This window comes from Streptomyces sp. NPDC037421, from assembly GCF_055602105.1.
The window spans coordinates 68,124-90,499 of sequence record NZ_JBVJWV010000014.1 but is presented as its reverse complement, the minus strand read 5'-3'; the positions used below and the strand labels follow the sequence as shown (position 1 = coordinate 90,499).

The following is a 22,376-nucleotide window of genomic DNA, read 5'->3' as shown; positions in this document are numbered from 1 at the left end:
CCTCACCGACAACCGCCCGGCCAGGGCAAAGGCCCGGCCAGGGCTGCGGCAGCATGGACACCACCGACCCACCCCCAGGAGCCACGCCGTGACCCGGCACCCCGCGACCGCACCCGACACCCGCACCCTCGCCGCCGTCATGCACACGGCGTTCTTCCTCCTGCTCGGCGCATCGGTGGCCCGCTTCCTGCTCCGCCACCCCGGCGAACCCCGCACCCCCTGGGTGATCTCCCTCGGCATCGCCCTGGCCCTGCTGTACGTCCTCGGCCCCGCCGTCGGCGTCACCCCGGCCGCCCGGGCCACCGACCAGCCGTCCGCCCCCACCCTGCGCCGCCGCCTCTGGCTCGGCCTCGTCGTCGCCACCTGGGTGGTCCTCGTCGTGCTCGCGCCGAGCTTCGCCTGGTGCGCCGTACCGCTGTTCTTCACCGCCCTGCGCACCCTTCCCCCGCGCGCCGCCGCCGTCCTGGTCGCCGTACTCACCGTCTTCGTCGTCGCGGCCCAGATGAAGCTCTCCACCGCCTTCGACCCCAACCTCCTCCTGGCCCCGCCCGCCATCGCCGCCCTCGCCACGGCCGTCTTCGTCCACATGGAGCGCCAGGCCCGTGCCCAGCGCGCGCTGATCGACGACCTGATCCGCACCCGCCGGGAACTCGCCGCCACCGAACGCCGCGAAGGCACCCTCGCCGAACGGCAGCGGCTGTCCATGGAGATCCACGACACCCTGGCCCAGCACCTGTCCAGCCAGCAGATGCTGCTCCAGGCCGCCGACCGCACCTGGGACAGCGACCCGGCCACCGCCCGCGCGCACGTCCGCACCGCAAACGGCATCGCGGCCCGCGGCCTCGCCGAGGCCCGCCGCCTGGTCCACGACCTGGCCCCGCCCGAGCTGGACAACGGCGCCGGCCTCGCCGAGGCCCTGCGCGCCCTGGACGCCGGCCCCGGCGTCGAGGTCCGCTTCCACCTGGAGGGCGTACCCACCCCCCTCCCGGACCGCACCGAATCGGCGCTCCTGCGCATCGCCCAGGGCGCCCTGGCCAACATCCGCGAGCACGCGCACGCGCACACCGCCGCCCTCACCCTCAGCTTCCTCGGCGACCAGGTGGTCCTGGACATCGCGGACGACGGATCCGGCTTCACCGACGCCACCGGCGGCGACCCCGGCCGCGGCCACGGCCTCCCGGCCATGCGCGCCCGCGTGCGCCAGCTCGGCGGCACCCTGACGATCGAATCCACCCCCGGCGAGGGCACCGTCCTCTCCGCCTCAATCCCCCTGGAGCCCACAGGATGACGACGATCCTCCTCTGCGACGACCACGTGGTGGTCCGCGCCGGACTCCTCGCGCTCCTCGGCAGCGAGCCGGACATCGAGGTGCTCGGCGAGGCCGGCAGCGGCGAGGAGGCGGTCGCGCTGGCCGCCAAGCTCCGGCCGGACGTGGTCCTGATGGACCTCCAGCTCGGCGAGGGCATCGACGGCGTCGAAGCCACCCGCCGCATCACGGCCCTCCCCCAGCCGCCGCACGTCCTGGTCCTCACCACGTACGACACGGACGCGGACATCACCCGGGCGATCGGCGCGGGCGCGACCGGCTACCTGCTGAAGGCGGAACGCCCCGAGGAGCTGTTCGCCGCCATCCACTCGGCGGCGGCCGGCCGCACCACGCTGTCCGCGCCCGTCGCGAGCCGGGTCATGGCCCACATGCGCGGTACGCGGCCCACCCTCACCGACCGCGAACTCGACATCCTGGGCCAGCTGGCCCGGGGCCTGGGCAACCGCGACATCGCCCGCGCGCTGTTCATCAGCGAGGCCACGGTCAAGACCCACCTGGGCCGCATCTACGACAAGCTCGGCGTCGACACCCGCGCGGGCGCGGTGGCGGTGGCCAAGGAGCAGCGCCTGCTGCCCTCCTAGTCCGGCCGGCCGCCGCCGGCACGCTCGGCCAGCCGCCGCTGCCACTCCTCCATCGACCGCCGCAGGGACTCGTTCACGAGCGTGAGCAGCTCGACGGAGGACTCGAAGCGCGCGCCCGCCGGGGTCGCGGCGCCGAAGATCTCGGCGCCTCGCTGCGACTCCGCCACCAGCACGTCGTTCATCCGGGCGGCCGCCAGCAGCGACCGCAGCCACAGCTCGTCGTCGATGGCGTAGCGCTCGCGGCGCGCGCCGGGGGTCCGTTCCCGCCTGAGCATCCCCTGCTGTTCGAGCCAGGTGACGGCGTGCGAGACGGACGCCGGGCTGACGTGGAGCCGCTCGACCAGCTCGGCAGCGGTGAGCGCGCCCGAGTCGGTGGTGTAGAGGCAGGCCAGCACCCTGGAGACCATCGGGGGCAGCCCCTGCTGGGCCAGCAGCCCGGTGAAGGACTCCGTGAACTCCCGCACCGCCTGCGGGTCCCGCCCGTGGCCGCCGTCCGCGGTCTGCGGCACCGTCGGCCGCGCCGGCTGCTTGCGGCGGCGCGCACGGTCCCGGGTGGCGTCCTGCGCCCGCTCCGCCCCGTACTCCTCGGGCCCGCCGTTGCGGATGACCTCCCGCATGACGGTCGAGGCGGGCCGCCCCAGCCGGCGGCCGATCTCCGTGTATCCGAGGCCTTCGGCCAGCCACGCGGCGATGTTCCGGCGGTCCTCGCCGGTGAGCCGTCCTCCGGGCATCGGCACCCGCCTCCCCTCGTCGACACGCGCAGTATGCATCCGCACCAACCCCATTGCAATTCGCCCCTCCGGCCGCCATTGCGTTCACCTCCACCATCATTGCAATGTCAATCCCTCAACCCCCAATCCATCAGGTCAAGTCGACCACGGCATTCGTTGACGGATCCATAAACGCAATGTAGCTTCGAGCGAGTTCAGCAGTTCCAAAACATTCACGGGGAGATCGACCATGGGACAGAGCAGCGGATTCTCCGAGGCGGGCCTGCGCAGGATGCGCGACGTCCTGACCCGGCACGTCGACTCGGGGAAGATCCCCGGAGTCGTCGCCCTCGTCAGCCGCGGCGCCGAGACGCACGTCGAGGCGATCGGTACGACGCACCACGACGGCGGCGCGCCGATGCGCCGCGACACGATCTTCCGGATGGCGTCCACGTCCAAGCCGGTCGCGATGGCCCCGGTGATGGCCCTCCTCGACGAGTGCGGACTGCGCCTGGACGACCTCGTGCAGGAATGGCTGCCCGAGCTCGCCGACCGCCAGGTCCTGACGCGGCCCGACGCCCCGCTCGACGAGACCGTGCCGGCGAAGCGGCCGATCACCGTACGGGACCTGGTCACCTCCACCTTCGGGCTCGGCGTCGACCTGTCGACGTTCGGCTCCCCGATCCAGGTCGCCCTCCAGGAGAAGGCCGTCTTCAGCCAGGGCGTGGACCCGGCACCCGAGCAGGACGAGTGGATGCGCCGCCTCGGCGAGCTCCCGCTGATGTACCAGCCCGGCGAGCAGTGGGGCTACCACATCAGCCACGACGTCCTCGGCGTGCTCGTCTCCCGGGTCACGGGCAAGCCGTTCGAGACCGTCCTGCGCGAACGCGTCCTCGACCCGCTGGGCATGAAGGACACCGGCTTCCACGTCCCCGGCGACAAGATCGACCGACTGCCCCCCTGCTACGCCCCCAACCCGATGACCGGCGAGTTCATGGTGTGGGACGAGGCCGAGGGCGGCCGCTACAGCCAGGCCCCGCGGTTCCAGTCCGGCGGCGGCGGCCTGGTCTCCACCGTCGACGACTACCACGCGTACTTCCGGATGCTCCTGAACCAGGGCACGCACGGGACCGAGCGCATCCTGTCCCGGCCCGCCGTCGAGCTGATGACCACCAACAGCCTCACGGCAGAGCAGGAGAGCGCCCGCTCCGCCCTGGCCCGCGGCGCCGTCCACGTGTCCTTCGGCCAGGGCCAGCAGGGCGGCTGGGGCTTCGGCATGGCGGTCCGCACCTACCGCGGCGACTACGCGCCCGTCGGCCAGTTCGGCTGGGACGGCGGCACCGGCACCTCGGCCTACGCCGACCCGCACAACCAGCTCACCGGCATCCTCCTGATGCAGGTGGGCCTGTCCACCCCGGCCCCGGCCCGAGTCATCCACGACTTCTGGACGACGACGTACCAGGCCCTGGACAGCTGACCCGGCCAGCCCCGCCCCCAGCCCCCGAGGGGGTCCGGGGGCGGAGCCCCGGGGAACGGGGGAAGGGCGGGCAGGGGACCGGCCCCGCGCAGCGGCAGCCCCCACCGCCCGGCCAGGGCAACGGCCCGGATCCGGACAGTCCGCCCCGCTCTTCGGACAACCCCCTGCCGCACACCTGCCCCACCCCCGCCCCCAATGGCACGCTCGGCCCCGCCGCCACCCCGGCCACCGCGAAGGAGCCCGCGTGTCACACCCCCACCGCCCCCGCCGCCGCCTCGCCCTCACCGCCGCCACCGCCGCCCTGCTCGGCGCGACCGCCCTCTCGGCCACCACCCCCGCCACCGCAGCCGCAGCCAACGCCGCGGCAACCGGCGGAGCCACCGGCACGGGCCTCACCCAGTACTCCGGCACCGTCCCCCTCGGCACCACGTACACCGGCACCGCCTACCAGCTCCAGGACCCCACCCGCGGCGGCCAGCGCACCCTCGACGCCCTCGGCCAGACCAACAACCCCGGGGTCCCCTTCAACGACGCCGACAACACCTGGGGCGACGGCACCCCCTCCCACCGCCAGACCGCGGCCGCCGACGTCCACTACGCCACCGCCGTGACCTGGGACTTCTACAAGGCGGCCTTCAACCGCAGCGGCGTCCGCGGCGACGGCATCGGCACCACCTCCCGCGTCCACTACGGAAGCGGCTTCGGCAACGCCTTCTGGAGCGACAGCTGCGCCTGCGTCACGTACGGCGACGGCAGCACCCCCGGACGCCCGCCGACCTCCCTCGACGTCGTCGGCCACGAACTGGCCCACGGCCTGACCGCCTCCACCGCCCGCCTCGGCTACGGCGGCGAGCCCGGCGCGCTCAACGAGGGCACCTCGGACATCCTCGCCACCGCCGGCGAGTTCTTCGCGGAGAACAAGGCCGACCCCGGCGACTACCTCCTCGGCGAGCGCGTCTTCGACGGCCCGCCCCGCCGCATGGACCGCCCCAGCGCCGACGGCGTCTCCCGCGACTACTGGTCGCCCGACATCGCCGGCCTCGACCCGCACGCCGGCTCCGGCCCCGCCCGCCACTTCTACTACCTCCTCGCCGAGGGCAGCGGCCCCAAGGTCATCGACGGCGTCGCCTACGACTCCCCCACCCACGACGGCTCCAAGCTCCTCGGCATCGGCCGCGACAAGGCCACCCGCATCTGGTACCGGGCGCTCACCCTCTACATGCGCTCCACCACCAACTACGCCGGCGCCCGCACCGCCACCCTCCGCGCCGCGGCCGACCTCTACGGCCCCTCCGCCCCCGAGACCGCCCGCGTCGCCGCCGCCTGGACCGCCGTGAACGTCCGCTGACCCCACCCGCACCGACCGGCCCCGGACCGCCCCCCGCGCCGGGAGAGGCACACCCGTGACACCATCGGGAACGTGCTCGACATCGGCTACTCCCTCTCCCGGCGCTTCCCCGACCCCCCGCAGACCGACTACCGCTCCGCGGACGTCCACACCCTGCGACACGACCTGTTCTGCGGCGACGTCTACCTCGCCGACACCGAGAAGGACACGGAAGTGTCCACAGCCTGGGGATGGGTACCCGTACTCGACTTCGCCTGGGCGCTGTGCGACATCGTCGAGCAGCTCGACGACGACCCCCGCGGCAGCCGCTCCGCCAACCGCCAGTACGCCGAACTCGACTTCACCGAGTCCGCCGACCGCATGCTCTTCGAACGCCGCTTCGGCTGGGTCGACATCGAAGCCGACTGGATGGCCCCCGAGGAAGAACCCCTCACCTTCAGCCACCGCCTGCTGCGCCGCGAAGCCCGCGACTTCCTCCACGACCTGATCGCCGACCTCGTCGACATGCACGAGGGCCTCGGCGACAACCCGGTCATCTGGACGCTCCAGTCCCGCTTCCCCCGCGTACCCGCCTGAGCGGTACCCGCCCGAACCGTCCGCTCCCCCGCCCGGGGGAGCCGGACCACCCCCCTCGGCCCGCTGAAGCGGCCCCCAACTCCGCCCGCCGACCGGGCACGGCGTTGGATACCCTCTCCCGGTTGGCTTCAGGCGTCGGCAGGCTTTGAACTGCCTGATGGGGGACGGTTTTTTCATGAGCGGCACACATCCGGCCGAACTCTTCCAACCGCTCGGGCAGGACGACCCGGCCACCGTGGGCGGCTACCGGCTCAGCGCCGTGCTCGGCGCGGGCGGCATGGGCAAGGTGTACCTCTCGTACACGCTGGGCGGACGGCCCGTCGCCCTCAAGGTGATCCGGCCCGAGTTCAGCGAAGACCCCGAGTTCCGGCGGCGGTTCCAGCAGGAAGTACGCGCCGCACAGCGGGTGCAGGGCCTGTACACGGCCCCCGTCATCGACTTCGACACCGACGGCGCACAGCCCTGGCTGGCCACCGCCTACGTCCCGGGCCCCTCCCTCGCGCACGCCGTCTCCGGCCACGGCCGGCTGCCGCTGCGCAGCGTCCTGCTGCTGACCATCGGGGTCGCCGAGGCCCTGCACGTCATCCACGGCGCGGACATCGTCCACCGCGACCTGAAGCCGGCGAACGTGCTCCTCGCCTCCGACGGCCCCCGCGTCATCGACTTCGGCATCGCCCGCGCCGCCGACGCCACCTCCCTCACCAGCAGCGGCGTCAGCGTCGGCACGCCCGCCTTCATGGCGCCGGAGCAGGCCTCCACCGGCACGGTCACCGCCGCCACCGACATCTTCGCCCTCGGCCAGATCATCGCCTTCGCGGCGATCGGCGCCCCCGCGTACGGCGACGGGAACTCGCACGCGATCCTCTACCGCATCGTGCACGAGGACCCCGACCTCAGCGCCCTGCCCGCCGAGCTGAAGCCCCTCGTGACCCGCTGCCTGAGCCGCGACCCCGCCGGACGGCCCACCCTCACCGAGATCATCGAAATGTGCCACGCCCTCTCCCCCGCGCCGCTGCGCCAGGGCGAGGACTGGCTCCCCAAGGCCGTCGCCGGTTCCATCACCGAACGCCTGCGCCTGCCCGAACCGGCCAGGACCCCGCCGCCGCAGCCCGCCGCCGCGCCCACCCCGACCGAACTCTCCGCGCCCCCGCAGCCGGCCACCGCCCCGGCGCGGCCCGCCCAGCCGGCCGAGTTCCCGCTCCAGCCCCCGGCCCCCGCGTACGCGCCGACGCAGACGGCCCCCGCCGCCCCGGCGATGGCCCCGGGCTACCCCACCCCACCGCCCGGCTACCAGACGCCCCCGCCCGGGTACCAGAACCCGCAGCCCGGCTACCAGACGCCCCCGCCCGGCTATCAGACCCCGCCGCCCGGATACCCGTCCGCCGCCCCGCAGAACTCCAAGCCCAACGGGCGGATCATCGCCGGAGCCGTCATCGGCGCGGTCATCGGCATCGCCGTCATCGTCTCCCTGCTCCCCGACGGCTCCGCCAAGGACAGGAAGACCAGCGCCGGCAGCAGCCGCTCCAACGGCGGCAACAGCGGCACCGCCACCGCCCCCAGCCCCGGGAGCTCTGCCGCCCAGAACAAGAACCAGAAGCGGCCCGACCCCACCCCCGCCTCGTACCAGGGCATCGACATCACGGCCGACTACCAGGTCATGCTCGCGGACAACCCGCCCCGCCCCACCTCAGGCGGCAGCAACGGCGTGCACTACAACCACGGAGACCTCTTCTACTCCTCCGACGTGATCATCGGCAAAGAACTCGGCACCGACAACGGCAAGCTCGTCGTGCTGAACAACGCCCAGAAGGGCTCCCTGGAAACCTGCCGCACGGAGACCCGCTACACCGAGAAGATCAAGCTCGACCAGCTCGGCGACGGCACCGAGATCTGCGTGCTCAGCGACGCGGGACACATCGCGGTGGTCACCTACCGCGGCAGGTCCGACACCAAGGACGCCAGCAACTACATCACCGTCGACCTCACGGTCTGGCGCAACGCCGAGGACCCGAAGAAGCACTGACACCGCCCCGGCGCCCGGCCCGTACGACACCCGTCCGTACGGGCCGGACCCGTTCAGGGGGTGGTGTCTCCGCTACCCCACCACCCGCAGCCCCAGGTGCGCCGCCAGCGACGGCGCCAGCTCGAACAGCTGCCCGGGACTGATCACCGCCCCCGCCAGCGCCTCCACCCCCCGCGCGATCCCCAGCTCCGCGGCGCCCCGCAGATCCACCTCCGCCAGCCGCGCCCCCGTGAAGTCCACGCCCCGCACGACACAGTCCCGGAACTCCACCCGCTCCAGCACCGCACCCCCGAAGTCCGGCTCCACCAGCACGCACCCCTCGAACACCACGTCCCGCAGCCGCGCCGCCCGCAGGTTCAGGTAGTCGATCTTGCCGCCGCGTACGAGGACCCGCTCCAGCACCGCCCCGTGCAACTGCACCCCGCCGAGCCGCGCCTCCACCAGCTCGACATCCCGCAGCGAAGCCCCCGACAGGTCGGCCCCCACGCCCCGGACGCCCTCCAGCACCGAATCCAGGAACCGCGCCTTCGCCAGACCCGCCCCGTCCAGCCCGCACCGCCGCAGCGCGCAGTCCATGAACCGCGCCCCGACGCCCTCCTGCCCCGCCAGATCCAGGTCCGCGAACTCCAGCCCGTCGTAATCCCCGTCCGGCTCCAGCCCACCGCCCTCCCACACCACCAGCTCCGGCAGCCGCACCTCCGGCCGCCGCGCCTCCGCCACCTTCACCTTCGCCTGCCCGTTCCGCGCCATGGGCCCATCGTGGCCCACGGCACCGACAACGGCCCCGCTATCCCGCCCCGCCCAGCCGCGCCAGCGCCCCGTCCGTCAGCCGGTACACCGACCACTCCTCCTGCGGCCGCGCACCCAACGCCTCGTAGAACGCGATCGTCGGCGCGTTCCACTTCAGCACCGACCACTCCAGCCGCTCGTACCCGCGCTCCACACACGTCCGCGCCAGCTCCGCCAGCAGCGCCTTCCCGTACCCGCCCCCGCGCCCGCCCGGCCGCACGTACAGGTCCTCCAGATAGATCCCGTGCACCCCGCGCCACGTCGAGAAGCTCAGGAACCACACCGAGAAGCCCACCACCTCCCCGGCGTCCGTCTCCGCGACGTGCGCGAACGCCGCCGGGTGCTCACCGAACAGCGCCTCGCGCAACTGCTCCGGCGTCGCACGCGCCTCGTGCGGCACCTTCTCGTACTCCGCCAACTCGCGGATCATGGCGTGGATTTCGGCAACGTCGTCAACAACGGCAGCACGGATCATCCCGCCACCCTAAGGGCCGTCCCGCAGGCCCGCCCCTCACCGCCCCAGCAGCAGCCCCGCCACCGCCACCTCACGCCGCGGCAGCCGCCGGCAGCCCTCCTCCACCTCCCACAGACAGTTCTGCAGCACCCGGCCCAGCGTCCACGCACGCGCCCGCGCCCGGTCCGTCCCCACCGCCTCCGTGAGCAGGTCGAACCGCCACCGCACGTCCCGCTCCCGGTACTCGTTCACCAGCGACGGCAGCAGCTCGAAACCCGGATCCCCGGCCAGCGGCTTCGGGTCGATCGCCAGCCACGGCTCGCGCTCCCCCGCCAACACGTTCCCGAAGTGCAGGTCCCAGTGCAGCAGCCGGTCACCCGGCTCCCCCGCCACCTCCGCCAGCGCCCCCGCACAGGCCCGCAGCACCCGCCGGTCCGCCGCCGAAGCCAGCCCGGCCGCCGCCTCCGGCACCCGCTCCAGCATCCCCGCCGCGATCCCCCCGAGCCCCCGCAGCCCCTCCGGCGCCGGTACCGCGCACAGCCGCGCCAGCAGCTCCCCGATCACCCCCACCGCCGCCCGCGCGTCCCGCCGCGCGAGCCCCGACAGGGGCCGCTTCTCGTCCAGCCGCTCCAGCAGCAGCGTGCCCGTCGGCGCGTCGTACTCCAGCAGCCGTACGCTGCCCCGCCCGCCCCACGCCCGCAGCGCGAGCGGCTCCCCCGCCGTCTCCTCGTCAGGGGTCAGCACCTTCAACGCCGCCGCCGTACCGTCCGCCCGCTCCACCGGCAGCACCACCGCCGTCATGCCGCGCATCCCCGGCCCGGTCACCCGCAGCCCCCAGCGCTCCAGGAACGCCTCCACCACCCGGACACCCCTCCCCGAACCGGTACGAACCCCAAGCCACCCTACGGCGGACGACCCCGCCCGCACATCGAACATCCCGCCGCGCAACCGGCCCCCGGCCACGACATCCGGTCCCTGGACACCCCCGCGCGACCCCGTGTACCAACTCCCCCATGACGATCAACGGCGGTATCTCCTTCTGGTACGCGACCGACACGACGGCCCACCAGCCACCCCGCGCGCCCCTCACCACCGACGCCACGGCAGACGTCGTCATCGTCGGCGGCGGCTACACGGGCCTGTGGACCGCCTACTACCTCAAGCGCGCCGCCCCCGACCTCCGCGTCACCGTCCTGGAGCAGAAGTTCTGCGGCTACGGCGCCTCCGGCCGCAACGGCGGCTGGCTCTACAACGGCATCGCCGGCCGCGACCGCTACGCCGCCCTGCACGGCCACGAAGCCGCCCGCCGCCTCCAGCACGCCATGAACGACACCGTCACCGAAGTCATCGACGTGGCGGCCAAGGAAGACATCGACGCCGACGTCCACCGCGGCGGAGTCCTCGAAGTCGCCCGCACCCCCGCCCAGCTCACCCGCCTCAAGGCCTTCCACACCGCCGAACTCTCCTTCGGCGAAACCGAGCGCGAGCTGTACGACGCCCCCGCCACCCGCGCCCGCATCGACATCGCCGACGCCGTCGGCTCCAGCTGGACACCCCACGGCGCCCGCATCCACCCCCTCAAGCTCGTCCGCGGCCTCGCCGCCGCCTGCGACCGCCTCGGCGTCGTGATCCACGAATCCACCCCGGTCACCGAGATCGCCCCCCGCCGCGCCGTCACCCCCTACGGCACCGTCCGCGCCCCGTACGTCCTGCGCTGCACCGAGGGCTTCACCGCCGCCCTCAAGGGCCAGAAGCGCACCTGGCTCCCCATGAACTCCTCGATGATCGTCACCGCCCCCCTCCCGCCGTCGGTCTGGTCCCAGCTCAACTGGCAGGACGCCCCGCTCCTCGGCGACATGGCCCACGCCTACATGTACGCCCAGCGCACCGCCGACGACCGCATCGCGATCGGCGGCCGCGGGGTCCCGTACCGCTTCGGCTCCCGCACCGACAACGACGGCCGCACCCAGCCGGCCACCATCACCGCCCTCACGACCCTCCTCACCACCTTCTTCCCCCTCCTCACCGGCACTCCGATCACCCACGCCTGGTCGGGAGTCCTCGGCGTCCCCCGCGACTGGTGCGCCACGGTCACCCTGGACGCCACCACCGGCCTGGGCTGGGCCGGCGGCTACGTCGGCTCGGGCGTGGCCACCGCCAACCTCGCCGCCCGCACCCTGCGCGACCTGGTCCTCGGCGACCGCACGGAGCTGACCACCCTCCCCTGGGTCCACCACCGCGTCCGCCGCTGGGAGCCGGAACCCTTCCGCTGGCTCGGCGTCCACGCCCTCTACGCCGCCTACCGCGAGGCGGACCGCCGCGAAACCACCACCCACCGCCCCACGACGACCCCCCTGGCCCGCCTGGCCAACCGCGTCTCGGGCCGCGACTGACCGGTCCCCGGACATGCGGAAGGCCCCGGACCGATACGGTCCGGGGCCTTCACCAGCAGAGCCCCCTGTCGGGTTCGAACCGACGACCCCCGCTTTACAAGAGCGGTGCTCTGGCCAGCTGAGCTAAGGAGGCAGGGCCGCCATCACTCTACACAGCGGGCTCTTCCCCGAGCCATCACGTTAACGCCCCCGAGGGGAAAGGGATGAGCGAACCGGACCGGCGGTCGGGGCAGTGCGGGGGCTGACAGAAGCGGTTCCGCCAGGTAGCGTCGGGCGGAGTCCAGTCGACTGGACTAGACCTTCCACTCGGATCGTCCGGCACGTTCCTGCCGGTAGAAGGGATTCACAACCATGGCTTCTGTCACCTTCGACAAGGCGACCCGCCTCTACCCGGGCGGCGACAAGCCCGCCGTCGACCAGCTGGAGCTGGAGATCGAGGACGGCGAGTTCCTCGTCCTCGTCGGCCCCTCCGGCTGCGGCAAGTCCACCTCCCTGCGCATGCTCGCGGGCCTGGAGGACGTCAACGGCGGCGCCATCCGCATCGGTGACCGCGACGTCACGCACCTGCCGCCCAAGGACCGGGACATCGCGATGGTGTTCCAGAACTACGCGCTGTACCCGCACATGACCGTCGCCGACAACATGGGCTTCGCGCTCAAGATCGCCGGTGAGGACAAGGCCACCATCCGCCGCAAGGTGGAGGAGGCGGCCAAGATGCTGGACCTGACCCAGTACCTCGACCGCAAGCCCAAGGCGCTCTCCGGCGGTCAGCGCCAGCGCGTCGCCATGGGCCGGGCCATCGTGCGCAAGCCGCAGGTGTTCCTCATGGACGAGCCGCTGTCGAACCTCGACGCCAAGCTCCGCGTGTCCACCCGTACGCAGATCGCCGCGCTCCAGCGCGACCTCGGCATCACCACCGTGTACGTCACCCACGACCAGGTCGAGGCCATGACGATGGGCGACCGCGTGGCCGTACTGAAGGACGGGCTGCTCCAGCAGGTCGACACCCCGCGCAACATGTACGACCGGCCGGCGAACCTCTTCGTCGCCGGGTTCATCGGCTCGCCCGCCATGAACCTCGTCGAGGTGCCGATCACCGACGGCGGCGTGAAGTTCGGCGAGAGCGTGGTCCCGGTGTCGCGCGAGGCGCTGTCCGCCGCCGCCGACTCGGGCGACAAGACCGTCACCGTCGGCGTGCGCCCCGAGCACTTCGACATCGGCGACACCGGTGGCCTGACCATCACCGTGAACGTGGTCGAGGAGCTGGGCGCCGACGGGTACGTGTACGGCAGCCGCGACGGCCAGGACATCGTGGTGCGCGTCAACGGCCGCCAGGTGCCCGAGAAGGGCTCCTCGCTGCACGTGGTGCCGCGTCCGGACGAAATCCATGTTTTCTCGACGTCTTCGGGTGCACGGCTCTCCAACTGAGTGACGGGCAGGGGCGTTCCGCCAAGGGGCGCCCCTGCCGCGGCAGTTGCCGGGAGGGGCTCCGCGAACCCCTCCAGACCGGGCCATTCGGCCGCACTCGTCAACCCTTAAATCGAAAAGCCACGTCGAACCATCCCCCGACCGGGTGACTGAATGTCGCCAAATCCTCACCGAGCGCTACTCTCGCCCTCGTGACCCACACTGCCCGCCGAATCGGCCGTTCCCTCGCCCTGGTCCTGCCCGTCGTCCTGGTCCTGTCCGGGACCCTCGCGGTCACCATGGTCCCCTGGGCGGACAACTCCTCCCAGATCCTGACCGCCTCCGCCGAGGACGTCTCCGTCCCGAAGAAGCCGGCCGCGCCCCAGGACCTGCTGCGCGACAAGCTCCTCGGTGAGCTCCAGCAGGGCGAGCAGCCGGGTGCCGTGCTCACGCACCTCCAGCAGGAGGTGAACGGGCGGCCGTCGCTGGCGGAGCACTGCGTGAGCATCGCGCGGGCGCTGGGCCGGGCCGCCGTGGAGGCGTACGGGCCGACGAAGGCCCAGTCCTACGCGCGCCCCGTGTGCGACACCTCGTACGCGACGGGCGTCGCCTCGATGGGCTGACGGCCCGTCGCGCCTGCCCCGTTCGGGGCGGGGGCCGTCCCTACGCTGGCGGCCATGACCGAGATCGGCCCCGAACCACCCCAATCCACCGATGACGCGGCCGCGTTCCCGGCCCCTCCCACCCAGGCTGTCGTCCTGGCGGGCGGGCAGGGGTCGCGGCTGCGGCCGTATACGGACGACCGGCCGAAGCCGATGGTGGAGATCCCCGGTACCGGACTGCCCATCATCGGGCACCAGTTGGCGTGGCTGGCGGCCGAGGGGGTGACCGACGCGGTGGTGTCCTGCGGGCATCTGGCGGAGGTGCTCCAGGAGTGGCTGGCGGGGGCCGTGCTGCCGTTGCGGGTGACGACGGTGGTGGAGGAGGAGCCGCTGGGGCGCGGGGGCGGGCTGAAGTTCGCGGCGCGGCGGCTGCCGCGTCCGGACCGGGCCTGGTACGCGACGAACGGCGACGTGTGGACGCGGTTTCCGCTGCGGGAGATGGCGGCGTTCCACGTGGAGCGGGAGGCGGTGGCGACGCTGGCGCTGGCGCGGCCGCGGATGCCGTGGGGGGTGGTGGAGATGAACGGGTTCGGGCAGGTGCTGGACTTCGTCGAGGCTCCGCCGTCGCCGTATCCGATCAACGCCGGCGTGTACGTCTTCGCTCCCGGATTCGCTTCGCTGCTGCCGGACTCGGGGGACCACGAGCGGACGACGTTCCCGCGGCTGGCGCGGGAGCGGCGGCTGGCGGGCTTTCCGCTGCCGCAGGGGGCGTACTGGCGGGCGATCGACACGGCGAAGGACTTGACCGAGGCCGCGCGGGAGTTGGCGGCCCAGGGCGCCGTCTGAGCGGTTTCCGTGTTGCTACGTCGCCCCGTGCGGCCGGCGGCGTGCGGAAGGGCCCGGTGCGCCGTACGCGCGCCGGGCCCTTCGGCCGGTGGGTGCCGCTCAGCCCAGGAGGCCGCCGACGAGGCCGGGCTTCTTGGCCGTGGTGTCGCCGCCGGAGCCGCTGCGGGTCCCGGAGGAGGTGGCCGGCGGCTGCTGCGGGCTGGACTGCTTCGGGGTGCTGCTGCGCGGGGCCTGGCTGCCGCTGCCGGAGCTCTTGGTGGCGCTGGGCGCTCCGGAGCCGGTCGTGGAGCTGTCGCGGGTCGGGGCGCTGCTGCCGGTGCGGCCGGACTTGGCGGCGGGCTCGGAGGGCGCGGCGGAGGGTGAGGCCTGCTTCGAGGGCTGCTGCTGCCTGCCGGGGGCGGGCTGCTTGGCGGGGGCCTGCGGGAGCGGGCTGCCGGGGAGGTAGTTGCTGGGGGCCTGGCCGGGGCCGGGGACGGTGACGACGGTGGAGGAGCGGACGGCTCCGCCGAGGAGGGAGCCGATGAGGAGGGTGAGTCCGCAGACGACGGTGGCCATGACGGCGCCGCGCCGCAGGACGCGGCGGCGCAGCCGCCAGATCTCGGAGCGGGGGCCGAGGGTGCGCCAGGCTTCGCCGGACAGGCGTGCGTCGAGGGAGTAGACGGGCGCGCCGGCGATGACCAGCGGGCTCCAGGCGGCGAGGTAGATGATGTCGGGGGCGTCGTAGGCGGGGACGGTCTTCCAGCTGACCGTCATGAGGAGTGCGGCGGAGAGCAGGGCGCCGATGCAGGCGGCGAAGCGCTGCCAGAGGCCGAAGACGGTCAGGACGCCGACGATGACCTGGAGGAAGGCGACGCTGAGGCCGGCTCCGACGGGGTGGGCGAGCGCGAAGTCGCGCAGGGGTTCGGCCAGGGCCCAGGGGTGCAGGGTCTGGAGCCAGGTGACCATGGAGCCGCGTTCGCCGCCGTCGAAGTAGACGGGGTCGCAGAGTTTGCCCATGCCGGCGTAGATGGAGATGAAGCCGAGGAAGACGCGCAGGGGGAGCAGTACGACGCCGAGGTTCATGCGGCGGCCGGGGTAGTAGGAGGCCTGGCCGCGGGCGTCGGGGGCGGGGCGCCGGCTGTCGGGGCCCGGGTGGTCGCCGTCGTGCGCGTCGTAGCGGTCGTAGGGCTGGTAGGGCTCGCGCGGGAGGTCGCGTACGGCGGCGAGGGGGCGGGTCTCGTCGGGGTCGCCGTAGGTGCGCTGGCCGATGACGGTGGGGGTGGCGAGGGTGTCCTCGCCCAGGTCGTGTGCCAGGTCGACCCGGGGGATGGTCTGGGTGGCGGCTCCGCCGTCGTAGTCGTCGTGGCCGCGGCCTGCTTCGCGTACGGCCTGGAGGAGTCCTCCCATGGCCGCGGCGTCGCCGGGGGCGGACTTGCCGCTCCAGACGACGGGTGCGCGGCGGCGGGAGGCTCCGGCGGTCGCGACGGCGGCGGCGCCGAGGAGGGGCGCGCGGCCGGGGGCTTTCGCGGGCTTGGAACGCGCGCTCGGGCTCGGTGCGAGCCGCACGCGGAAGCTGGCGTGGTTGACGATGACCTGTGCGGGGTCGCACGGCACCTTGACCATGCTCAGCGCGGGCTGGTCGTCGAACCCTGACGTTCTGGTGTCCACACTCATCTAACCGAGTGATGAGTGTTTAGGACACTGCCTTGACACGAGGGATCTGTCCGAGACCCGTCAAGATCAAGTCGCCCCGCCCGTGACGGGCGGGGCGACACGCTCACGGGTCATCCCCCGTGGGCCAAGTGGATCAAGCGCCTGCGGCCGTCCGGGTCAGATGCGGCCGCGCTGGGCGCGCTTGCGGGCGGCCTCGTAGAGGACGACGCCGGCGGCGACACCGGCGTTGAGGGACTCGGCGCCGCCGGGCATCGGGATGCGGACGAGGTAGTCGCAGTTCTCGCCGACGAGGCGGCCGAGGCCCTTGCCCTCGGAGCCGACGACGATGACGACCGGGCCGGAGAGGGCGTCGAGGTCCTGGACCTCGTGGGTGCCCTCGGCGGCGAGGCCGACGACCGCGATGCCGGCCTTCTTGTAGTCCTGGAGGGCGCGGGTGAGGTTGGTGACGCGGGAGACCGGGGTGCGGGCGGCGGTGCCGGCCGAGGTCTTCCACGCGCCGGCGGTCATGCCGGCGGCGCGGCGCTCGGGGATGACCACGCCGTGGCCGCCGAAGGCGGAGACGGAGCGGACGATCGCGCCGAGGTTGCGGGGGTCGGTGACGCCGTCGAGGGCGACGATGAGGGGGTCCTCGCCGTTGTCGTGGGCGGCGTCGGTGAGGTCCTCGGGGTGGGCGTACTCGTACGGCGGGACCTGGAGGACCAGGCCCTGGTGGTTGAGCCCGTTGGTCATCCGGTCGAGTTCGGGGCGCGGGGCTTCCATCAGGTTGATGTTGCCGCGCTCGCCGGCGAGCTTGAGGGCCTCGCGGACGCGCTCGTCGTTGTCGATGAACTGCTGGACGTAGAGGGTGGTGGCGGGGACGCCGTCGCGCAGGGCCTCGAAGACCGGGTTGCGGCCGACGACCATCTCGCTGGTGCCCTTGGGGCCGCCGCGGCGGGGGGCGGGGCGGCGCTTGGCGGCCTGGCGGGCCATGGCGTTGGCGATGCGGTTCGCCTTGTGCTTCTTGCGGTCTTCGGCCTTGGGCGTGGGGCCCTTGCCCTCCAGGCCCTTGCGCCGCTGGCCACCGCTGCCGATCGTCGCGCCCTTCTTGTTGGACGTGCGGCGGTTCCTGCGCTGGCTGTTCCCGGCCATGACCTCTACCTGTTTTCGTTGGTGCTGCGATATGTACGTATGAAGAGTGTGCCGCCCGGAGCGCCGGGCGGCACAACACGGCTGGTCCGGGTGGGTCCGGATCAGCGGGGGCCGAGGGTCCAGCGCGGACCGCTGGGGCTGTCCTCGATGACCAGGCCGGACTGGTTCAGCTGGTCGCGGATGGCGTCGGCGGTCGCCCAGTCCTTGCGGGCGCGGGCGGATTCGCGCTGCTCCAGGACGAGGCGTACGAGGGTGTCGACGGCCCCGTGGAGGTCCTCGCCGCGGTCGGCCTCGCCGGCCCAGTGCGGGTCGAGCGGGTCCAGGCCGAGGACGCCGAGCATGGCGCGCACCTCGGACAGGCGGGCGATCGCCTCGTCCTTGTCGTCGGCGGCGAGCGCGCTGTTGCCCTGGCGGACCGTGGTGTGGACGATCGCCAGCGCCTGCGGAACGCCCAGGTCGTCGTCCATCGCCTCGGCGAAGGCCGGCGGGACCTCGGCGGCGGCCTCGACGGGGCCGCCCGCCTTCTCGATGACGCGCTGGTAGAAGCCCTCGATGCGGGCGAAGGCGGACTCCGCCTCGCGCAGCGCCTCCTCGCTGTACTCGATCATCGACCGGTAGTGCGGGGTGCCGAGGTAGTAGCGCAGGACGATCGGGCGCCACTGCTTGACCATCTCGGAGACGAGCACCGAGTTGCCCAGCGACTTCGACATCTTCTCGCCGGACATGGTGACCCAGGCGTTGTGCACCCAGTAGTTCGCGAACCCGTCGCCGAAGGCCTTGGCCTGGGCGATCTCGTTCTCGTGGTGCGGGAAGATCAGGTCGAGCCCGCCGCCGTGGATGTCGAAGGCCTCGCCGAGGTACTTGTGCGCCATGGCGGAGCACTCCAGGTGCCAGCCGGGACGGCCGCGGCCCCAGGGGGTCTCCCAGGAGGGCTCGCCGGGCTTGACGGACTTCCACATGGCGAAGTCGCGGGGGTCGCGCTTGCCGGTCTCGCCGGTGGACTCCGGCTGGCGGATGTTGTCGAGCTCCTGGCGGGAGAGCGAGAGGTAGCCCGGGAAGGACTTCACGTCGAAGTAGACGTTGCCCTCGGACTCGTACGCGTGGCCGCGCTCGATGAGCCCGCGCATCATCTCGACCATCTCGGTGACGTGTCCGGTCGCGCGGGGCTCGTAGGTGGGCGGCAGGCAGCCGAGGGCGCCGTAGCCGTCGTTGAAGGCGCGCTCGTTCTCGTAGCCGATGGACCACCAGGGGCGGCGCTGCTCGGCGGACTTCGCGATGATCTTGTCGTCGATGTCCGTGACGTTGCGGATGAACGTGACGTCGTAGCCGCGGTAGGTGAACCAGCGGCGCATCATGTCGAAGTTGAGGCCCGAGCGGATGTGCCCGATGTGCGGGGCGGCCTGCACGGTCGCGCCACAGAGGTAGATCGAGACGCAGCCCTGTTCGAGCGGGACGAAGTCGCGGATCTGCCGGGCGCTGGTGTCGTACAGGCGAATAGTCACGGCATCCAGGGTAGTGCGCCTGCGGCAGTGCCCCGCGACCGTTTGAGGCCGCCCGCACGGTTTGTTGCCGAAGAGGTGACATCCGTAACGGGCGGCCCTTGGCCCCGGGCCGTACTCAGGCCCGGTCCGTCCGGTAGACGAGGGCGGTGGCGATGGCGGCGAGCCCTTCGGCGCGGCCGGTGAGGCCGAGTCCGTCGGTGGTGGTACCGGAGACCGACACGGGGGCGCCCGCCGCCGCCGCGAGCGCCTTCTGCGCTTCCTCGCGCCGCTTGCCGATCTTCGGGCGCACGCCGATCACCTGGATCGCGATGTTGCCGATCTCGAAGCCCTCGGCGCGGACGATCCGGGCGGCCTCCGCCAGGAGGGTGACCCCGGCGGCGCCGGACCACTCGGGGCGGGAGGTGCCGAAGTGCGCGCCGAGGTCGCCGACGCCGGCGGCGGAGAAGAGGGCGTCACAGGCGGCGTGGGCGGCGACGTCACCGTCGGAGTGGCCGGCGAGGCCGTCCTCCCCCTCCCACAGCAGGCCGGCGCACCACAGCTCGCGGCCGGTCTCGAAGGCGTGCACGTCGGTGCCGATCCCGACGAGCGGGATCAGGGGCAGGTCAGTAGACATCGGTGGCCCTCCTGCGGGCGAGTACGGCCTCGGCGAGGACCAGGTCGAGCGGGCGGGTGACCTTGAAGGCCTCCTCGTGGCCGGGGACGGTCACGACGGTGACCCCGGTGCGCTCCACCATGCCGGCGTCGTCGGTGGCGCCCTCGCCGCTGACGGCGATGGCCTCGTGGGCGCGCAGCAGGGTGGCGAGGTCGAAGCCCTGCGGGGTCTGCACGGCGCGCAGCCGGGCCCGCTCGGGCGTGGCGACGACCGGCTCGGGCTCGCCGGGCGCGCCGGGCTCGACCTCCTTGACGGTGTCGGCCAGGGGCAGTGCGGGGACCACGGCGGGGGATCCGTCGCGGACGGCCTCGACGACGGAGTCCACGGTGTCGACGGGGACCAGCGGGCGGGCCGCGTCGTGGATCAGTACGGAGGTGATGTCGGCGGGGAGGGCGGCCAGGCCGGCCCGCACGGATTCCTGGCGGGTGTCGCCGCCGGGGACGACCAGGATCTCGGTGCGGTCGGGCAGGGCGTGCTCGTCCAGGAGGTGGCGCACCTCGGCCGCGCCGTCGGGCGGGGCGACGACCACGACCAGGGCGACCGCGCGGGAGCGGGCCATGGCGCGGACGGCGTGGATCAGCATCGGGGTCCCGCCGAGGGCCCGCAGGGCCTTGGGGGCGCCGGGGCCGAGGCGTACCCCGCGGCCGGCGGCCGGGATCACCGCGGCGGTGCGGTGGGGGCGGGATTCGTCAGACATCAGTAGCTCCGAGCCAGGTTTGTGACTTCGGCCGACATGGGTATGGCCTTGGGCGTACCCCGGCTCCGGCCGGGGGGGAGTGCCGGGTGCGACGCCCTCGCCCCTTCCGTGACGACCGGTCGAGCCGGCTGCCCGGACCCGGCACGCCAGAACGGAACCGTGCGGGTGTGCACACGCAGGGTACGGCGGGATGAGCGCAGGGTACGGCCGGCAGGGTACGGCCGTGTGACCCGGGGCCGGCTGGGCCGGGACCGGGTGAGGTGGAGCCGGGCGGGTGCGGTGACGGGCGCCCGGACGCAGACATGCCGCAGCGCCCGGCAACAGCCCTCTCGAAATGAGAGGGCGGGTCATCGGGCACCGCGGCACACTGTGGCCGGTTCGTGCGTCAGGACGCAAGAACCTCGTCGAGGAGGGCCTCGGCCTTGTCCTCGTTGGTGTTCTCGGCGAGCGCGAGCTCGCTCACCAGGATCTGGCGCGCCTTCGCGAGCATGCGCTTCTCTCCTGCGGAGAGACCGCGCTCGCGCTCACGACGCCACAGGTCGCGCACCACTTCGGCGACCTTGATGACATCGCCAGAAGCGAGCTTCTCCAGATTCGCCTTGTAGCGACGGGACCAGTTCGTGGGCTCTTCTGCATACGGTGCGCGGAGCACCTCGAAGACCCGGTCCAGCCCGTCCTGGCCGACTACGTCGCGAACGCCGACGAACTCTGCATTGTCCGCAGGCACACGAACCGTCAGGTCGCCCTGGGCGACCTTGAGCACCAAGTAGGTCTTGTCCACGCCTTTGATCTGGCGAGTTTCGATGGCCTCGATCAGCGCGGCCCCGTGATGGGGATAGACCACGGTGTCGCCAACCTTGAACGTCATGTGACAGGTACCCCTTCCGTGGCTATCCAGGGTAACACGAGAACTGACTGTTATGAATGGCGTTTTCGCAGGTCAGGGCACATCTCGGGGCTTGACAACAGCGACACGAACGTGCTGCGAAAGGGTTCCGGAGGGGGGTATTCGCAGGTCGGAGGCGCTGTGCGGACCGGGCGAAACGACCACGGTACACCTGGCGGACGCGGCCACGAGTGTGACGTACATCCCGTTTTGCCGGGTTCCTGGACATGAAACTGAAGTACTCCGTTCGACTGGCGGCCCCCCGTACGCACCGGGTTCAGGCCCAATCTCGAATTGATCAAGCGGCCGCGTTCGAGGGAATCCCGGAATTGATCACGGGACGGCTCGGGACGGGATAGCGGAATGCAAGATCGCGGGACCGGCGCAGCGCGGTGCGCCCCCTGCGGAGGGTCGGGTGCGGGGGCGGGGCGGCGGCTCGGTAACCTAAGCGCGCTGACACACCCTTAGGGCGGCTTTACCTCGGCCGCTCCGAGCCTGTACCCCGTCCCGTCCGTACGTCCAAGGAGTTGCCGCCGCCGTGAGCCGCAGCCTTCGACGCGGCGCTCTCGCCGCTACCGCCGTCGTGTTCTCCCTTGCCTCGCTCGCAGCGTGCGGTGCGGGCAACGACGCGCAGACTCTCGAGATCAAGCCGGACAACGCCGCTGTCACCAAGGGCGACATCAAGATCCAGAACGCCCTGGTGATCACCAAGGGCGAGAAGGACAAGAAGGGTCCGGCCGCCATCTCGGCGACCGTCTTCAACTCCGGCACCAAGGCCCAGACCCTGGACGGGATCACCCTGAAGGGTGGCAAGTCCAAGGTGGTCCTGAAGGCCGCCGAGGGCTCCGGCAAGATCACCGTGCCGGCCGGCGGCTCCGTGGTGCTGGGCGGCAAGGGCAACGCCTCCGCCGTCATCGAGGGCGGCCGCGAGGCCGTCAAGAACGGCGACGTCCAGGACGTCGTCTTCCAGCTGAGCACCACGGGTGACGTGGAACTGGACGCCTTCGTCGTGCCGGCCACCGGCATGTACGCGGGCTACGGCCCGACCGAGGCCCCGGCCGCCGCCCCCGGCCCCGTCCCGTCGGGCACCCCCTCGGGCTCGGCCTCGCCGGCCGCCTCGGGCTCCCCCGCCGCCTCGGGCTCCCCGGCCGCCGGCGCCACCCCGTCGGGCGCCGCCTCGGGCTCCGCGTCGGCCTCGCCGTCGCGCAGCGCCGGCCACTGAGCGCAGCAGCAGCAGCAGACGGGGAAGGGGCACGGGCGAAACCCCAGCCGGGGACCTCCCCCCTTTCCGCCCCTTCGAAGGGTGACCGCCGACTCGAAACTTC

The 22,376-nt window shown here is 72.7% G+C and carries 21 protein-coding genes and 1 tRNA gene; 11 read left to right on the top strand and 11 right to left on the bottom strand.

Translation table 11 applies throughout. The features are described 5' to 3' along the window. Positions 1–139 precede the first annotated feature (139 nt). A complete protein-coding gene (locus ACZ7IF_RS21395) occupies positions 140–1,288 on the top strand; it encodes a sensor histidine kinase (RefSeq protein WP_470973626.1) in 1,149 nt (382 codons plus the stop codon). Further along, on the top strand, positions 1,285–1,908 hold the full coding sequence (locus tag ACZ7IF_RS21390) for a response regulator (RefSeq protein ID WP_470973495.1): 624 nt from the start codon (positions 1,285–1,287) through the stop codon (positions 1,906–1,908). Before ACZ7IF_RS21395 ends, ACZ7IF_RS21390 begins: the two co-directional genes overlap by 4 nt. Here ACZ7IF_RS21390 and ACZ7IF_RS21385 read toward each other — a convergent pair. Beyond that, positions 1,905–2,639 carry a GbsR/MarR family transcriptional regulator gene (locus ACZ7IF_RS21385; protein WP_470973493.1) on the bottom strand — a complete coding sequence of 245 codons (735 nt, stop codon included), beginning with the start codon at positions 2,637–2,639 and terminating at the stop codon, positions 1,905–1,907. The genes ACZ7IF_RS21390 and ACZ7IF_RS21385 overlap by 4 nt on opposite strands. 229 nt (positions 2,640–2,868) lie before the next feature. Between ACZ7IF_RS21385 and ACZ7IF_RS21380 the strand changes: the two genes are divergently transcribed. The 4 genes from ACZ7IF_RS21380 (at position 2,869) to ACZ7IF_RS21365 (ending at position 8,042) form a co-directional block, all read left to right on the top strand. Further along, complete coding sequence (locus ACZ7IF_RS21380) at positions 2,869–4,095, top strand: serine hydrolase domain-containing protein (RefSeq protein ID WP_470973491.1); 1,227 nt, start codon at positions 2,869–2,871, stop codon at positions 4,093–4,095. A gap of 244 nt (positions 4,096–4,339) precedes the next feature. Continuing rightward, a complete protein-coding gene (locus tag ACZ7IF_RS21375; protein ID WP_470973490.1) occupies positions 4,340–5,443 on the top strand; it encodes a M4 family metallopeptidase in 1,104 nt (367 codons plus the stop codon). 72 nt (positions 5,444–5,515) lie between these two features. Beyond that, complete coding sequence (locus ACZ7IF_RS21370; RefSeq protein WP_470973488.1) at positions 5,516–6,019, top strand: hypothetical protein; 504 nt, start codon at positions 5,516–5,518, stop codon at positions 6,017–6,019. Between the two features lie 175 nt (positions 6,020–6,194). After that, the gene (locus ACZ7IF_RS21365) at positions 6,195–8,042 is read left to right on the top strand and encodes a serine/threonine-protein kinase (protein WP_470973486.1); all 1,848 of its coding nucleotides are present in this window, start codon (positions 6,195–6,197) and stop codon (positions 8,040–8,042) included. 72 nt (positions 8,043–8,114) lie between these two features. On the opposite strand, the gene ACZ7IF_RS21360 is transcribed toward ACZ7IF_RS21365, so the two are convergent. From ACZ7IF_RS21360 to ACZ7IF_RS21350, 3 genes are read right to left on the bottom strand one after another with little or no spacing between them, the layout of a single operon-like run. Beyond that, on the bottom strand, positions 8,115–8,792 hold the full coding sequence (locus tag ACZ7IF_RS21360) for a pentapeptide repeat-containing protein (protein ID WP_470973484.1): 678 nt from the start codon (positions 8,790–8,792) through the stop codon (positions 8,115–8,117). A 37-nt stretch (positions 8,793–8,829) separates the two neighbouring features. After that, positions 8,830–9,306 (bottom strand): GNAT family N-acetyltransferase, encoded by a 477-nt coding sequence (locus ACZ7IF_RS21355; protein ID WP_470973483.1) that lies wholly within the window; start codon positions 9,304–9,306, stop codon positions 8,830–8,832. Positions 9,307–9,342: 36 nt separating this feature from the next. Next, the gene (locus ACZ7IF_RS21350) at positions 9,343–10,095 is read right to left on the bottom strand and encodes an aminoglycoside phosphotransferase family protein (RefSeq protein ID WP_470973624.1); all 753 of its coding nucleotides are present in this window, start codon (positions 10,093–10,095) and stop codon (positions 9,343–9,345) included. A gap of 203 nt (positions 10,096–10,298) precedes the next feature. Here ACZ7IF_RS21350 and ACZ7IF_RS21345 point away from each other — a divergent pair, with 203 nt between their 5' ends. Then, the gene (locus ACZ7IF_RS21345; protein WP_470973480.1) at positions 10,299–11,678 is read left to right on the top strand and encodes an NAD(P)/FAD-dependent oxidoreductase; all 1,380 of its coding nucleotides are present in this window, start codon (positions 10,299–10,301) and stop codon (positions 11,676–11,678) included. A 59-nt stretch (positions 11,679–11,737) separates the two neighbouring features. Here ACZ7IF_RS21345 and ACZ7IF_RS21340 read toward each other — a convergent pair. Then, positions 11,738–11,811, bottom strand: a tRNA-Thr gene (locus ACZ7IF_RS21340). A 218-nt stretch (positions 11,812–12,029) separates the two neighbouring features. On the opposite strand from ACZ7IF_RS21340, the gene ACZ7IF_RS21335 reads away from it, so the two are divergent. From ACZ7IF_RS21335 to ACZ7IF_RS21325, 3 genes are all read left to right on the top strand, one after another. Next, a complete protein-coding gene (locus ACZ7IF_RS21335) occupies positions 12,030–13,106 on the top strand; it encodes an ABC transporter ATP-binding protein (RefSeq protein ID WP_470973479.1) in 1,077 nt (358 codons plus the stop codon). Between the two features lie 191 nt (positions 13,107–13,297). Beyond that, entirely contained in the window at positions 13,298–13,708 is a 411-nt protein-coding gene (locus ACZ7IF_RS21330) for a hypothetical protein (protein WP_125813845.1), read from the top strand. Between the two features lie 54 nt (positions 13,709–13,762). Beyond that, the gene (locus ACZ7IF_RS21325; RefSeq protein WP_470973478.1) at positions 13,763–14,533 is read left to right on the top strand and encodes a nucleotidyltransferase family protein; all 771 of its coding nucleotides are present in this window, start codon (positions 13,763–13,765) and stop codon (positions 14,531–14,533) included. Positions 14,534–14,632: 99 nt separating this feature from the next. Here ACZ7IF_RS21325 and ACZ7IF_RS21320 read toward each other — a convergent pair whose 3' ends face one another. From ACZ7IF_RS21320 to ACZ7IF_RS21295, 6 genes are all read right to left on the bottom strand, one after another. Next, positions 14,633–16,186 carry a DoxX family protein gene (locus tag ACZ7IF_RS21320; protein WP_470973475.1) on the bottom strand — a complete coding sequence of 518 codons (1,554 nt, stop codon included), beginning with the start codon at positions 16,184–16,186 and terminating at the stop codon, positions 14,633–14,635. Between the two features lie 156 nt (positions 16,187–16,342). After that, positions 16,343–17,314 (bottom strand): 23S rRNA (guanosine(2251)-2'-O)-methyltransferase RlmB, encoded by a 972-nt coding sequence (rlmB, locus tag ACZ7IF_RS21315; RefSeq protein ID WP_470973472.1) that lies wholly within the window; start codon positions 17,312–17,314, stop codon positions 16,343–16,345. Between the two features lie 101 nt (positions 17,315–17,415). Beyond that, positions 17,416–18,816 carry a cysteine--tRNA ligase gene (gene cysS, locus ACZ7IF_RS21310; RefSeq protein WP_470973469.1) on the bottom strand — a complete coding sequence of 467 codons (1,401 nt, stop codon included), beginning with the start codon at positions 18,814–18,816 and terminating at the stop codon, positions 17,416–17,418. A 115-nt stretch (positions 18,817–18,931) separates the two neighbouring features. After that, on the bottom strand, positions 18,932–19,429 hold the full coding sequence (gene ispF / locus ACZ7IF_RS21305; protein WP_470973466.1) for a 2-C-methyl-D-erythritol 2,4-cyclodiphosphate synthase: 498 nt from the start codon (positions 19,427–19,429) through the stop codon (positions 18,932–18,934). Continuing rightward, complete coding sequence (ispD, locus tag ACZ7IF_RS21300) at positions 19,419–20,165, bottom strand: 2-C-methyl-D-erythritol 4-phosphate cytidylyltransferase (protein ID WP_470973463.1); 747 nt, start codon at positions 20,163–20,165, stop codon at positions 19,419–19,421. The genes ispF and ispD overlap by 11 nt, the downstream gene beginning before the upstream one ends. 385 nt (positions 20,166–20,550) lie before the next feature. Continuing rightward, complete coding sequence (locus ACZ7IF_RS21295; protein WP_003953493.1) at positions 20,551–21,033, bottom strand: CarD family transcriptional regulator; 483 nt, start codon at positions 21,031–21,033, stop codon at positions 20,551–20,553. 556 nt (positions 21,034–21,589) lie between these two features. Between ACZ7IF_RS21295 and ACZ7IF_RS21290 the strand changes: the two genes are divergently transcribed. Beyond that, positions 21,590–22,273 carry a copper chaperone PCu(A)C domain-containing protein gene (locus tag ACZ7IF_RS21290; RefSeq protein WP_470973460.1) on the top strand — a complete coding sequence of 228 codons (684 nt, stop codon included), beginning with the start codon at positions 21,590–21,592 and terminating at the stop codon, positions 22,271–22,273. Positions 22,274–22,376 lie beyond the last annotated feature (103 nt).

Excerpts from the sequence above, each read along its gene's own strand:
- ACZ7IF_RS21320 (WP_470973475.1), bottom strand. The coding sequence starts at position 16,186 with ATGAGTGTGGACACCAGAACGTCAGGGTTCGACGACCAGCCCGCGCTG.
- rlmB (WP_470973472.1), bottom strand. The coding sequence starts at position 17,314 with ATGGCCGGGAACAGCCAGCGCAGGAACCGCCGCACGTCCAACAAGAAG.
- ACZ7IF_RS21345 (WP_470973480.1), top strand. The coding sequence starts at position 10,299 with ATGACGATCAACGGCGGTATCTCCTTCTGGTACGCGACCGACACGACG.
- ispF (WP_470973466.1), bottom strand. The coding sequence starts at position 19,429 with ATGTCTACTGACCTGCCCCTGATCCCGCTCGTCGGGATCGGCACCGAC.
- ACZ7IF_RS21365 (WP_470973486.1), top strand. The coding sequence starts at position 6,195 with ATGAGCGGCACACATCCGGCCGAACTCTTCCAACCGCTCGGGCAGGAC.
- ACZ7IF_RS21295 (WP_003953493.1), bottom strand. The coding sequence starts at position 21,033 with ATGACGTTCAAGGTTGGCGACACCGTGGTCTATCCCCATCACGGGGCC.
- ACZ7IF_RS21325 (WP_470973478.1), top strand. The coding sequence starts at position 13,763 with ATGACCGAGATCGGCCCCGAACCACCCCAATCCACCGATGACGCGGCC.
- ACZ7IF_RS21395 (WP_470973626.1), top strand. The coding sequence starts at position 140 with ATGCACACGGCGTTCTTCCTCCTGCTCGGCGCATCGGTGGCCCGCTTC.
- ACZ7IF_RS21335 (WP_470973479.1), top strand. The coding sequence starts at position 12,030 with ATGGCTTCTGTCACCTTCGACAAGGCGACCCGCCTCTACCCGGGCGGC.
- ACZ7IF_RS21360 (WP_470973484.1), bottom strand. The coding sequence starts at position 8,792 with ATGGCGCGGAACGGGCAGGCGAAGGTGAAGGTGGCGGAGGCGCGGCGG.
- ACZ7IF_RS21355 (WP_470973483.1), bottom strand. The coding sequence starts at position 9,306 with ATGATCCGTGCTGCCGTTGTTGACGACGTTGCCGAAATCCACGCCATG.
- ACZ7IF_RS21380 (WP_470973491.1), top strand. The coding sequence starts at position 2,869 with ATGGGACAGAGCAGCGGATTCTCCGAGGCGGGCCTGCGCAGGATGCGC.
- ACZ7IF_RS21350 (WP_470973624.1), bottom strand. The coding sequence starts at position 10,095 with ATGCGCGGCATGACGGCGGTGGTGCTGCCGGTGGAGCGGGCGGACGGT.
- ispD (WP_470973463.1), bottom strand. The coding sequence starts at position 20,165 with ATGTCTGACGAATCCCGCCCCCACCGCACCGCCGCGGTGATCCCGGCC.
- ACZ7IF_RS21385 (WP_470973493.1), bottom strand. The coding sequence starts at position 2,639 with ATGCCCGGAGGACGGCTCACCGGCGAGGACCGCCGGAACATCGCCGCG.
- ACZ7IF_RS21390 (WP_470973495.1), top strand. The coding sequence starts at position 1,285 with ATGACGACGATCCTCCTCTGCGACGACCACGTGGTGGTCCGCGCCGGA.